The 12,198-nt window shown below is 43.1% G+C and carries 10 protein-coding genes; 2 read left to right on the top strand and 8 right to left on the bottom strand.

Annotated features, from left to right (window positions below):
* Window positions 1-215: 215 nt before the first annotated feature.
* On the top strand, window positions 216-455 hold the full coding sequence (locus DFP77_RS16325) for a GlsB/YeaQ/YmgE family stress response membrane protein (protein WP_114413288.1): 240 nt from the start codon (window positions 216-218) through the stop codon (window positions 453-455).
* Between the two features lie 76 nt (window positions 456-531).
* On the opposite strand, the gene dapA is transcribed toward DFP77_RS16325, so the two are convergent.
* The 7 genes from dapA to leuS all read right to left on the bottom strand — a co-directional run bounded on the left by dapA (window position 532) and on the right by leuS (window position 9,913).
* The gene (gene dapA / locus DFP77_RS16320; protein WP_114413287.1) at window positions 532-1,404 is read right to left on the bottom strand and encodes a 4-hydroxy-tetrahydrodipicolinate synthase; all 873 of its coding nucleotides are present in this window, start codon (window positions 1,402-1,404) and stop codon (window positions 532-534) included.
* Between the two features lie 393 nt (window positions 1,405-1,797).
* Window positions 1,798-4,413, bottom strand: a complete 2,616-nt coding sequence (locus tag DFP77_RS16315; RefSeq protein WP_114413286.1) for a cyclic nucleotide-binding domain-containing protein — start codon at window positions 4,411-4,413, stop codon at window positions 1,798-1,800.
* 27 nt (window positions 4,414-4,440) lie between these two features.
* Window positions 4,441-5,049 (bottom strand): flavin reductase family protein, encoded by a 609-nt coding sequence (locus DFP77_RS16310; RefSeq protein ID WP_114413285.1) that lies wholly within the window; start codon window positions 5,047-5,049, stop codon window positions 4,441-4,443.
* A 93-nt stretch (window positions 5,050-5,142) separates the two neighbouring features.
* On the bottom strand, window positions 5,143-5,799 hold the full coding sequence (locus tag DFP77_RS16305) for a putative 2OG-Fe(II) oxygenase (RefSeq protein ID WP_114413284.1): 657 nt from the start codon (window positions 5,797-5,799) through the stop codon (window positions 5,143-5,145).
* A 45-nt stretch (window positions 5,800-5,844) separates the two neighbouring features.
* A complete protein-coding gene (gene holA / locus DFP77_RS16300) occupies window positions 5,845-6,876 on the bottom strand; it encodes a DNA polymerase III subunit delta (protein ID WP_114413283.1) in 1,032 nt (343 codons plus the stop codon).
* Between the two features lie 8 nt (window positions 6,877-6,884).
* The gene (locus tag DFP77_RS16295; RefSeq protein WP_114413282.1) at window positions 6,885-7,400 is read right to left on the bottom strand and encodes an LPS-assembly lipoprotein LptE; all 516 of its coding nucleotides are present in this window, start codon (window positions 7,398-7,400) and stop codon (window positions 6,885-6,887) included.
* A 65-nt stretch (window positions 7,401-7,465) separates the two neighbouring features.
* The gene (gene leuS / locus DFP77_RS16290) at window positions 7,466-9,913 is read right to left on the bottom strand and encodes a leucine--tRNA ligase (protein WP_114413281.1); all 2,448 of its coding nucleotides are present in this window, start codon (window positions 9,911-9,913) and stop codon (window positions 7,466-7,468) included.
* 176 nt (window positions 9,914-10,089) lie between these two features.
* Between leuS and DFP77_RS16285 the strand changes: the two genes are divergently transcribed.
* Window positions 10,090-10,536 carry a hypothetical protein gene (locus DFP77_RS16285; RefSeq protein WP_114413280.1) on the top strand — a complete coding sequence of 149 codons (447 nt, stop codon included), beginning with the start codon at window positions 10,090-10,092 and terminating at the stop codon, window positions 10,534-10,536.
* A gap of 116 nt (window positions 10,537-10,652) precedes the next feature.
* Here the strand turns inward: DFP77_RS16285 and lnt are convergent, their stop codons facing one another.
* On the bottom strand, window positions 10,653-12,167 hold the full coding sequence (lnt, locus tag DFP77_RS16280; protein WP_258861197.1) for an apolipoprotein N-acyltransferase: 1,515 nt from the start codon (window positions 12,165-12,167) through the stop codon (window positions 10,653-10,655).
* Window positions 12,168-12,198: the final 31 nt, after the last annotated feature.

Genomic DNA, 12,198 nt, shown 5'->3' with positions numbered 1-12,198 from the left:
TAACTTAGCCTTGTTGAGGGGGTTGTTAGAAAATACATTTTTGCAAAACAGAACGGATCAATATTTATTAAAAAAGCTTGGCACTTTCATGACAAAGTAACAGAAAAAGAATAAATGGGTTAGTAATAACGGGGATTTGGTGACTTTTATAGGCGCTTTAAAGAATAGGTGCTAGTCTACCAAGCTACACACTAAACATCATAAGGATCGTTTGTATGGAACTATTAGCTTTTTTGTTTATCGGGGCATTAGCCGGTTGGTTGGCTGGTCAGCTAGTGAAAGGTGGTGGCTTTGGTTTAGTTGGTAATATCGTTATTGGTGTTGTGGGTTCTTTTGTCGGTGGTTTTACATTCCAACTCCTTGGTCTATATTCAGGAAGTTTTTTAGGGTCACTGGTTACTGCAACAGTGGGTGCTATTATTCTGCTTTATGTTGTGCGGCTTGCCAAATCTTAGTTTTATGAAGGTTTCTCATAAATCAGCCCGCTTTTAGATGCGGGCTTTTTTATGAGCAATAGTATGATGATCAAGCTTAGATAAGTTCCAGTTCTTCCATGATGCGGCGAATGGTGGCTTTGGTGCTGTCTTGCAGTGGCACCATAGGCAAACGACATTCTTCAGTGCATAGACCAAGTAAGGACATTGCGTATTTTGGGCCAGCTGGGTTTGGTTCGATAAACAAGGCACTATGTAGGGCAAATAACTTGTCCTGTAATTGTGCTGCTTCAACATAATTCCCTTCACGACATAAGCGCTGTAACTCGACAACGTGTTTTGGTGCAACGTTTGATGTAACAGAAATACAGCCATTACCACCGCCAACGTTATATGCAACTGTTGTTACGTCGTCACCGCTCAGAAAACTAAATGGTTTGTTTATTAGCGCTCGTTCCCGCACAGGTCGAGTTAGGTCTCCAGTTGCGTCTTTTACGCCAATGATTCTTGGTAATTCAGCAAGACGGGATAAGGTGGCCACTTCTAGACCAACAACGGCGCGTGGTGGAATGTTGTAAAGAATGATAGGGAGTTTGCTGTTGTCGTGTACATATTTGAAGTGTTCATACAAACCTGTTTGATTTGGACGATTGTAATAACCTGCTACATGTAAGGTCGCATCAGCACCAGCTTGATAAGCGAATTCAGAATAGTTTACTGCTTCAACGGGGTTGTTTGAACCTGCACCTGCAAGTACAGGGACGGCTTTATTGGCTTCTTGTACGGTAATCTCAATAACACGCTTATGTTCATGTTCGCTTAAGGTTGGCGACTCTCCTGTTGTTCCGACAGGAACCAAGCCATTAACACCTTGATCTATTTGCCAGCGAACGATTTTACGTAGAGCGTCTTCATCTAATTGGCCATTACGAAAAGGAGTGATTAGTGCTGTGATTGCGCCGTAGAACATACTTTTGCCTCTGTTAGGCCGGTATACATTCTGCTGAGAAGAGTATTAAACCGTCAGCGAGAATGCTGCCGGTGAGTTGTTATAAATCTTACTTCCACACGTCAGCGCCGCAAAGCTTCTTAGCCTTACGTTTATCGCCGTTGTGTTTATTTAAGATCTGGTTATTCATAAAGTTATAGAACTCTTTGTTCTGTTACATAATTTGTAGTTGTATGCTGGCCTTTTTTTTAAAAAAGGTCAATACAGGCAAGCATTTTTTATTTTCTCAGCTTTTTAGTGTCGCCCTCCAGGTATTCATTTTCACAAAGAAAGAGTGCATGGATTGGAGCGCTAGGCTGTCTGGATTTAAATACAATCCCCTAACATAGTGAAAATGTTAGGGGATGTTTTTAGCTATTTCTGAAAGATAAAGCTTTCTTTTTCAAGCAGTTTCTTGGTCCATAGCTCATATGCTTTTTCATTTAGATGAAGCCTATCACCTTCAAAAAAGGTGTCTTTTATTTCTCCGTCTTTATCTAACAGGGTAGAGAATAAATCTATGTATTGTGTATTGGGCCGAGTTTTAGCCAAGCGCGCTAACTGTTGGTTGGCTTTTTCGATGGTGTTACGCATCTTCAAGCGCGCAGGGCTACACTTAATGCTAACTAAGGTCACCGGAATACCTGGTAAGTGTCGGTCAATTTTTTGCAATAGTTCGATATATAGCTCAACTACTTTGTTGCTGTCGCAATGGTTGCCTATGTCATTGTCGCCAGCATAGATCACCATGGAGCGCGGGTTATGAGGGAGAATAATGCGTTCAAAGTAATAAACGCAAGCCTCTAGGGTTGCGCCGCCAAACCCTAGGTTAATCCCATCTTTATCACGGAAATTATGCGCAAAATCACTCCATAAGCGCATAGTTGAAGAGCCGTAAAAAGCAACAGGTCGATCTTTGTAAACCTGATAAGCCAAGTGAAATTCAAGTTCTCGGACATCCGACTCAAATTCGACGTCAATCTGGTTTAGGCTCATGACATTGGAGCGATAGCCGTTTTTTCCACTAAAAATGGGGTATTGTCGAATTTCTCTTGATAGTTCTACGGCTTCATCCACGTAACCTTTGTATTCTTCTTGGTACGATAACAAAAATTTGTTTAATGCTTTTTTGTCTTTGTAATCGACTTTACTCGAGAGTTTAAATGCTGGTTTAATGATAACGGTATATAGATTGTGGTCAGCACGTTTGTCAAAGTTTGCCACTACGATAGGTACAATCCATGGCTCATCACTGTCCATCGATCCAGCGAGTTCAAAAGCATGGGGCAATAGGGTGCCAGGTGATTGATGAGTGCTGAAACTTTGCCCTTCTGGCGAAATCATTAATGGGAAATTTTGGCGTAACGTTTCTTGGGATTGTTTAATAAAAGCATCGTATTCTGGCGTGTCTTTAGACAGATCTTCCCAACTATGAATAAACACATTACCAAATCGACCGTAAAAATCATCACGCCAGAATTCACTTTCTTTACTACGGCGAACCACTCGCTGCCCAGATATACCATACTCATTATCAATAACCATGGCACTAATAAACTGCGCGTCCATAGAGAATCGAAAGCCATTAGGTAGGCGGTTGGTTGGGGAGCCTAACAAGTGATTATAAATAAACAATGAACCGGCTTTTTTAGGCAGATTTTCCAAGCCTTTGATGACATAGGGGACTTGCTGAAAGGCTTGTTTGAATAGTTCTGTGCCTAGGCGTCTTGCGTCAAGCGCAGGCGTGTCTTTGGGTAAGCTATTAATGGTGTCATAAACATTTTGTAGATGGCGATAAAACGCATTTTCTCGCTGTAGATCTTTTAAAATATCTAAGCACATGCCAGAAATAGTGCGCTCTAATACGCAGCCAAAATGCAGGCATTTATAAAGTACACCAAATGCTTCATCTGTTGTGACGGCGCTTTTGAGAAGCTCACTGACTTTATAGAGTGGAGAGCTGACAGGCAGTAAGGCGGCATTTTGCTCAATAACGTTGCTAACCGCGAGCACTTCGTCGTTTGCTATTTGAGATAAGTAGCGCATTCGAGCCGCTAACAAATGAGCTCCAATTAACCATATTAAACGGTATAAATATTTCACCGAAAATTTAGGATTGGCTTCGAATATTTCTAGTAAATCGTCCCTCGCGATAAACAGAACGCTACTGTCTCTGGATGAGATGATGGATGCTCGGTTTTTCATTTCAGCATCTTGTGTTGACCACGCAAGTACGGTACCCGGACGAGAAATGGTACGGGTCGTAATAATGTCTCCCGACTCAGTTTGATAACTCACAACGACTTTGCCTTTTATTAGAAGGTATAAGCCATCTGCAGGTTGGTCTTGTTGGCTTAATATGTCACCTTGATGAGCTAATAAAATAGAGGATTTTTTAGCGAGTGCGTGTATCTCTACTTGAGTGAAGGTTTCACAAAATGGCGCATAATTGAGCAGACTAATAGCATCTTTTAACGCATGAACTTGTGTTTCAGAGTCGAGCAGCGGACGTGTTTCTTCAAACGCTAATGTTTCATTGGAAAAGAATGGTCGTGTTTGGTTTTGGACATTGGTCAGAACAGGTAAAGATTCTTGGTAGACAAATTGCAAAAAACGCGATGCAAATACTAAGTTTGAATCGAGTATTTTCTGCAGTTCTACAAGGGGCCACACAATTAATTTAGTGGATTTTGTGGCGGTAAAGGTTGTCGCGTAACGTGACGGGTGGCGGAAGGCCGACCAACCGATGGGAGAAAGAAAATTATTGATTACTCCCACATTGTAAGACTTTCCGGTATCTTGCAATGGAACCGAAATGGATACTTCGCCTTCTAGTAAAAAATAGATGTGCTGACCTATTTCAAATTGTTTTGCTAAAACTTCACCCGCCTTTAGTGATTTTAAACTGGCCAAATCTGTGAGGGATGACATTAAGTCGCTCTCAACATCTGCCATAAAAGGGAAAGTTTTTATGTGTTTTTTTACGTCCATATTTGTTTACCTCAAATCTGTGATGCCCTAATTAGGACGTTTCATCGTCACTGTCTTGCCTACAAGGGCATAATCATCGCCACCTAATCGAGCGAGAGGGTTGAGCTTTTGGTTATCTACAATAATCCGAGAAGACTCTTGAGTGACAAGGTCCTCATCAATATAAATATCTAGTACTTCTAGAAAAACGGCAGAAAATGATGCGTTTTCTAATGAATGTACATCGTATAACTTACAGTGCATGGCGACTTTTGCCTCAGAAATCCGAGGTAGAGTTGCAGTGAATTCGGCTAACGTTACACCTGAGGCGGGGATTTCAGATTCACCATAAGCAAAACTTCCAGAGCTTTCGTTAACCGCATTCATGATCTCCTCGCTAGGAATATGCAAGACACATTCCTTTTCGCGTAGCAGATTGTATTTTGTATCTTTGGCGACACTCGCTGATTTGTTACCTATGGAAACCATCAAAATAGCAGGGTCAGAGGAGACGGGGGCAAAATAGGAAAATGGTGCAAGGTTATAACTTGCACTCTCATTTTTGGTCAAGATCCACGCAATAGGGCGTGGAGTAATAGTTTGAGTGATCAGGTGGTAGCGCTGGTTAGCGCTGAGTTGATCAAACTGGACACGCATAGACTTCCCCGTACTAATAAAACATGTCTTGTTAAATTACTACAAATACCGATCTATTGTGAATGTTTGAGTGGAAACTTATTAAATTTCTTTTTAATACGCTTCAATAATGCAGTTGAAAGCGATGACTACTCGGTCTTTATCGCCAAAGTAAGGTAAAGCAGAATGTTTTAAATAAGATGGAAAGATAATAACTTGCCCATCTGTTGGGGTGAAATCCCACACTCCGTGGCCGCCTAAATAAGCTGTTCCTGGATCTGCGTAATGTTCTGCATTGACCCTAGGATCATAAAATCGATTTAGGCCACCGTTGCCCTCAATATTGGCATCACCTGGTTCTAAATAGTAAATGCCACACCAAGAGCAATTTGGGTGTGAGTGTGCATCATGGTAGCCACCCTTTTGGGTCACATGGTACCAAGACTCAATGATGTGAGCATCGGCTTCCATGTCTTCTGGCCAGAATGCTTGGTTCACAGAGCCTGCAATCTCTAAGACTAATTCTTCTATTGTGCGTTTTGCTTCCATCACATTGGCATCTGCCAGATCTAAAAAATCCAAATTACTTTCATGTAAAGCGTGTTTTGCTTTAGGGGCTATTTGGCTTTCAATGGCTGTTGTTTGGGAGGCTTTCTGTTGATAAACAGCCGCTAACAATGCTTCTTTTAAGAAGTCATGATCTGGCATTTGAGTAACAAATAACGGCGTGGTCCAAGTATTAATTTCTTCGATGATTGACGAGTCCGTCATATTCTATACCTACATAAAAGGTGAGCTGGAATGTTTTTGTTATCTCTATGCTGGAATGTCTAATTCAGTAGTGACGGGCTTGTAGCCGCAAAACATCATGACTAGGTTACGAAATCCAGTAGCGTTATCTGGCCCTTCGAGGCCTTTAATGCTTTTGTCCATTAATGCCAAATAGTTCTGCATGTAAGGCAAAGTCACTTTATTGTGGCGTGACATAGCGCTTTCGTAAAAAGGAACTCGCTTATCCCATATTTTTTCGCTTTGGCAGGCTTGTCTAAAGCTTGAAGATTGCATGGACTGCAGTAAATTCGTCAATGTTTGGATTTCACGATTAAACAGCCAAAGAATAATGCTGGGTTCAACACCTTCGCCAAGCAATTGATTGAGGCAATGCATGGCTTCTTTGGCTTTGCCCATTAGAATTCGATCGCTAAGGTCATAAATAGAGTAGCGGCTGCTGTCTGCAACCGACTCTATAATTTTCTCAGCATCAATTTGAGCGCCTTGTCCATGGAGCAATGCTAGCTTCTCCAGTTCTTGGGACAGAGCCAAAAGGTTTCCCTCACCGCGCTCACAAATGATGCTAGCCGCGTCACGGCTGAGAGACAGATCTAACGATTGTGCTCTTTGTTGAACCCATGCGGGCAACCTGTTTGCGTCAATGGGCCAGATTTGGACAAACACGCCTTGGGATTCCAATTGAGTGAACCACTTGGCTTTTTGAGTTCGCGCATCGATTTTAGGAAGCGTGAGTAAGATGGTGTTGTCTTCACTTAGTGATTGGCTTAATTGAGCGAGGGCTTTGCTGTGTTTTTCGCCCATCTTGTCTATTTGAATATCAAACAGTCGACGCGTTGAGAAGAGTGACAAACTCTGATTTTCATTAATAACATCTTGCCAATCAAACTGTGCATCGGCGACATATCGTAAGCGCTCATCAATTTGGTGTTTTTGGGCTGCTTTACGAATGCTGTCCGCCGCTTCTTGGCAGAGCAAAACATCGTCCCCAGAAATAATATAAAGGGGAGCGAAGTTTTTTTTCAGCTGCTGTTCTAGTTGATCCGCACGGACTTTCATTCTATTTCCTAAAGAGGAGCGTAATTTAAGTCGTAAACGAGTTGATCGGCTAGATCTTCACTCATGCTTTGCATTTGGCTTTGGTTATAGGAAAGCTTCGCGCTTTCTTCTGCGTCTTGATTGGTTAATGTTCTGGTTGTACTGATGGTTCTTGGTCCATAGACAGCTTTACCATTGGCCTGACGAATAAAGTAGTGGCTGGTCAAACGGCGCTGAACTTGTGATACATCGTTTGAAGCATTGCGCGCCAACTCAGTATTTGATGAGCTGATTGCGCTTACTTTTAAGTTGTATGTTGCTTCAGTCGCATCAGCTTCATTAATGATGGTGACTCCGGCTCTTGCTAAAGCAATGCGTAGTGATCGGTCAAAGTCTTCAGAACCACTCTCGGATGTTAACGTTAAAACTGTTAATTTAGCTGGAATATCAACTTGTCCGCGTAAATGGAAGCCACAGGCGACAAGACTCATAGTAAGTAGTGCCAATATAAGTAGGCGAGTTGTTTGTGTAAATGCGGCTATCATATCCGTGATTCCTGTCTTTTGGTTAAGGAAAAGGGATGGCTTAGCCACCCCTTAGAACGCCTCAATTAGTTAGCGACGATGTTTACCAAGCGGCCTGGAACGACAATAACTTTACGGACTGTTTTGCCTTCAAGGAACTTCGCAACACTTGGGTGTGCTAACGCTTCTGCTTCAATTGTTTTAGCATCTGCACTAGCAGAAACGGTCAATTCAGCACGCTTTTTACCCAATACTTGAACAACAATCGTTAGCTCGTCTTTTACCAAAGCGTCTTCGTCCAAAGTTGGCCAAGGTGTGTTAACGATGTTGTCATTATGGCCAAGTTCAGCCCATAGTTGATGAGCTATGTGAGGCACGATAGGAGACAGCAATAGCGTTGCCGCTTCTAGTGCTTCCTGAACGACGGCAAGACCTAATTCAGATGTGTCTTCGAATTTGCTTATCTCGTTGCAAAGCTCCATTACGGCCGCAATGGCGGTGTTGAACGTTTGACGGCGTTCGATGTCATCCGATACTTTCTGAATGGTTTCATGAGCTTTACGGCGTAAGGCTTTTTGAGCGCCATTCAATTCAGCAATCTTAAGTTCGCCCACTTTTCCAGCGTTGGTATGACGGTAGGACAACGCCCATAAACGACGTAAGAAGCGAGATGCACCATCGACACCAGCATCGTTCCATTCTAGAGATTGCTCTGGTGGCGCACTGAACATCATAAACAAACGAACTGTGTCGGCACCGTATTTCTCAATCATTTCTTGAGGGTCGACGGTATTGCCTTTGGACTTAGACATTTTAGTGCCATCTTTGTTTACCATTCCTTGCGTCAAAAGACGTTTGAATGGTTCATCAGAGTTCACAAGACCGGCATCGCGAAGCAACTTATGGAAGAAGCGTGAGTACAATAGGTGAAGGATAGCGTGTTCTACGCCGCCTACGTATTGGTCAACAGGAAGCCAGTAGTTCGCTTCTTCTGTCAGCATGGCATCAGTAGAATCTGGGCAGCAGTAGCGTGCAAAGTACCAAGACGATTCCATGAAGGTATCGAAGGTATCTGTTTCGCGTTCCGCTTCTTCACCATTAAACATAATGGAAGAAAAATCAGGATTGTTTTTGATTGGTGAATTGACACCATCCATGATCACGTCTGTTGGCAATTCAACAGGAAGTTGATCCGCTGGAACTGGAGCAACAGAACCGTCTTTTAGGTTAATAGTTGGGATCGGTGTGCCCCAGTAGCGTTGACGGCTAACGCCCCAATCACGTAGACGGTAGTTAACTTTTACTTCGCCTAATTCGTGTTTTACCATCCACGCAGCAATCGCATCGAATGCTTCTTTGAATGCCAATCCGTCGAATTCGTCAGAGTTACAAAGTACGCCTTTTTCAGTGAAAGCGGCTTTTTCTAAATTAACGACTTCATCGCCAGCAGGCTGAACAACTTGTTTGATGGCTAGGTCATATTTTTTCGCGAATTCAAAATCGCGTTGATCGTGAGCAGGCACTGACATTACCGCACCTGAGCCGTATTCCATTAAGACAAAGTTCGCCGCGAAGACGGGAACAATATCGCCTGTGATTGGGTGAACAGCCTTGAAACCAGTGTCCATGCCTTTTTTCTCAACTGTTGCCATATCGGCTTCAGTTGTCGACATTAGTTTACTTTCAGCAATAAAGTTAGCTAGATCAGCATTTTTCTCTGCGGCTTCCAAAGAAAGCGGGTGCTGAGTCGCCACAGCAACGTAAGTTACACCCATGATAGTGTCTGGACGCGTTGTGTAAACCGATAGGCGTTCGTCTTTGCCTTCTACAGCAAAGCTGAACTCTAGACCTTCTGAACGACCGATCCAGTTACGTTGCATGGCTTTTACTTTCTCTGGCCAGCCATCCAATTGATCAAGATCGTTTAATAACTCTTCTGCATAATCTGTGATGCGGATAAACCATTGTGAGATTTCTTTTTTCTCTACGGTTGTACCACAGCGCCAGCAGCAGCCTTCTTCAACTTGCTCATTGGCTAATACAGTTTGGTCTTCTGGGCACCAGTTAACCGCAGCGGTTTTTTTGTAGGCCAAGCCTTTTTCAACCAATTGAGTGAAGAACCATTGTTCCCACTTGTAGTACTCTGGCGTACAAGTAGCGATTTCACGATCCCAGTCGTAACCGAAACCAAGTTCTTTAAGTTGGCCTTTCATGTAGGCAATGTTTTCAGTTGTCCATTTTGCCGGAGCGGTTTTGTGTTTGATTGCTGCGTTTTCGGCAGGCAGACCAAAAGCATCCCAACCCATTGGCTGTAGTACGTTTTTGCCTTGCATGCGCTGGTAGCGAGAAATAACATCGCCGATTGTGTAGTTACGAACGTGGCCCATGTGCAGTCGGCCACTTGGGTAAGGAAACATCGAAAGACAGTAGAACTTCTCTTTGTTGGAATCAGCGACGGCTTTGAAGACTTTGTTTTCGTCCCAAAAAGATTGAGCAGCTTGTTCAATTTGCTGCGGATTGTATTGTTCTTGCATGATGTATTCTTATCCCGTGATCGACGAAAGGTTGGTAGACCTGTATTCTCTTTAATGAAAAGAGGCCATTATAGCGGCATAGCTCAAGATAATGATGCAATAGCCAACAGAGTCTGAAAATATCCGCTATTTTATAGAGATGGAGCCCTAATTAGAAGGTGCATAGAGGAGGAGTTATGAATTCTATGAAAAAAGATTCACCAAAAGAGGCTGACGATTCCAATTTGGTCGAAGAAGCTCGTAAAACATTGATTGGAGCAAAGGATTGGTTTCTCGAAGATGTGGCCTTAATGACAGCTTATTGGCATGACAAAATGGGCTATACCGAAGCATGGGTCGATGCAAATTGGCATTATGTTCTTGATGAAGGCCATGAGTTAGTTGATGAGCTTGATGAAAAAGAAGATGTCGCATTGTTATGGTTGATTAATCATGCCAACAATAACCCTGTGCCGCTTGAAGAGTGTCATGTGGTTGGTGCTGAGGTCGAACCGGGGAGTTACCGCTGCATGTCATGCGGTCATGATAATGTGATCGAAACCAAGCAAGCGTTGGCGCCCTGTGAAATTTGTCATTATGGTTTGATGTCAACTCATGATGAGCAGATTAACAAGACTGAGTGATTGGTCATTCGCTTTTGATTGATAGATGCTTGGTCAATATGCATTGGTTTATATCAAAATGCGGCGTAACAATGTATTTGTTGAGCCGCATTTTTGTTAGAAAGGTAGTCTATTGGTTAAGTGTTTTTACGATTGAGCACTAAACCATTCAAGTAAGAAAAGACTATACAAATTCCCAGCAGCAGAAAGGTTGGCCAATAGCCCCATTGAACGTAAGGTGTGATGCCGCTGAACGCTTTTGCTTCAGCGGTTAGCGTGGTCTTTTCAAACTGAGGGGCCTGAGCAACAACTTTACCTTTCTCATTGATGAATGCTGTAACGCCTGTGTTGGTGGCGCGAATCACGTAACGACCTGCTTCTTTTGCTCTAAACTGCGCTATTTGTAAGTGCTGCCAAGGGCCAATAGAAGTGCCAAACCAGCCGTCGTTGCTAATGGTGATAAGGAAGTCGCTGTCTCTCACCATGCGTCTTACTTGTTCTGCGTAAACAATCTCGTAGCAAATGAATGGAGCGACACCCCATTCGCCCACTTGCAGAACAGGTTGGTTATCATCGCCAGATTTAAAGTTAGACATGGGCATGCCAAATACATCTAGGATTGGGCCTATATATTCAGCAAACGGAATGTATTCCCCAAAAGGAACCAGTCTCTGTTTGTAATAGAGACCAAAGCCGTTGCCAGTTGCCCAAATGGCATTGAAGTAATCGCGATTGTTTTCACTGACATCCGGGATGCCTGTTATTAGGGTCGTATTATTGTCCGCTAGTTCTTTTGCAAAAGACTCAAAATAAGGTTTGATTCTTGGGTAAGTGTAGGTGATGGCTGTTTCAGGCCAAACAACGAGATCACTGTCTAAGTGTTTAATCGTCTCTTGCTGGTAATATGCTAAGGATTTTACGGCTGTGTCGCCTAGCCATTTTACATCCTGCTTAACATTTCCTTGTACTAGTGTTGTTTTCAAGGTGCCTGTTTGCTGGACCCATGAGACAGGGGAGTAGTTTAAATAAGCAGCACCTAACCAAACAGCTAATAAGCCAAAAATAGGCCCAAGTTGATTGGTCTCTTGTAGTAGGAGACAAGCTATAACGCTAGCGGTAAGTACGACACAGGCACTTGTTAACCAAATGCCACCAATGGGTAATAGCTCGAATAGCCATGTGTTTTCGATGGCGTAACCGGGAAGTAGCCAAGGAAATCCAGTGAATAGAGTGCTGCGTAAGAACTCTCCCAATAAGACGCTCAAGGTAATCCAAAGACTGGCGGGGATTTGTGTAAAGCGTTGGATCAATCGCCATGCTAGCCATGCGGAGAATGACCAAAAAGCGCAGAGAACAGAGATAAATAGCAAGGTGATCAGTGCGGCGATAATAACGCCAACTTGTCCGTACTCTGCGATGCTGACATATACCCAAGATACACCAGCGCCAAAAAAGCCTAATCCAACGGATGAGCCTCTCCAGCATGCAGATTTTGCCGTAGTACTGGTAATGACCAGAATGCTAAAGACGATAAGAGTAATGAAATAGCTAGGCCAAAAATAAAATGGCGAGAAGCTGGTTGCACCAATGGCGCCAGCCACAATTCCGATAAGAGTAAGTAAAATAGGATGAAGTTTGGAAATGTTTGACACTAAACGAGGAACCCACCCCGCTTGTGTTGTT

Origin of the sequence: Marinomonas foliarum (genome assembly GCF_003337275.1) — a bacterium.
Taxonomy (GTDB): Bacteria; Pseudomonadota; Gammaproteobacteria; order Pseudomonadales; family Marinomonadaceae; genus Marinomonas; species Marinomonas foliarum.
This window is presented reverse-complemented; position numbering and strand designations above follow the sequence as displayed.

Excerpts from the sequence above, each read along its gene's own strand:
- dapA (WP_114413287.1), bottom strand. The coding sequence starts at position 1,404 with ATGTTCTACGGCGCAATCACAGCACTAATCACTCCTTTTCGTAATGGC.
- DFP77_RS16315 (WP_114413286.1), bottom strand. The coding sequence starts at position 4,413 with ATGGACGTAAAAAAACACATAAAAACTTTCCCTTTTATGGCAGATGTT.
- holA (WP_114413283.1), bottom strand. The coding sequence starts at position 6,876 with ATGAAAGTCCGTGCGGATCAACTAGAACAGCAGCTGAAAAAAAACTTC.
- DFP77_RS16295 (WP_114413282.1), bottom strand. The coding sequence starts at position 7,400 with ATGATAGCCGCATTTACACAAACAACTCGCCTACTTATATTGGCACTA.
- DFP77_RS16285 (WP_114413280.1), top strand. The coding sequence starts at position 10,090 with ATGAATTCTATGAAAAAAGATTCACCAAAAGAGGCTGACGATTCCAAT.
- DFP77_RS16305 (WP_114413284.1), bottom strand. The coding sequence starts at position 5,799 with ATGACGGACTCGTCAATCATCGAAGAAATTAATACTTGGACCACGCCG.
- DFP77_RS16325 (WP_114413288.1), top strand. The coding sequence starts at position 216 with ATGGAACTATTAGCTTTTTTGTTTATCGGGGCATTAGCCGGTTGGTTG.
- leuS (WP_114413281.1), bottom strand. The coding sequence starts at position 9,913 with ATGCAAGAACAATACAATCCGCAGCAAATTGAACAAGCTGCTCAATCT.
- DFP77_RS16310 (WP_114413285.1), bottom strand. The coding sequence starts at position 5,049 with ATGCGTGTCCAGTTTGATCAACTCAGCGCTAACCAGCGCTACCACCTG.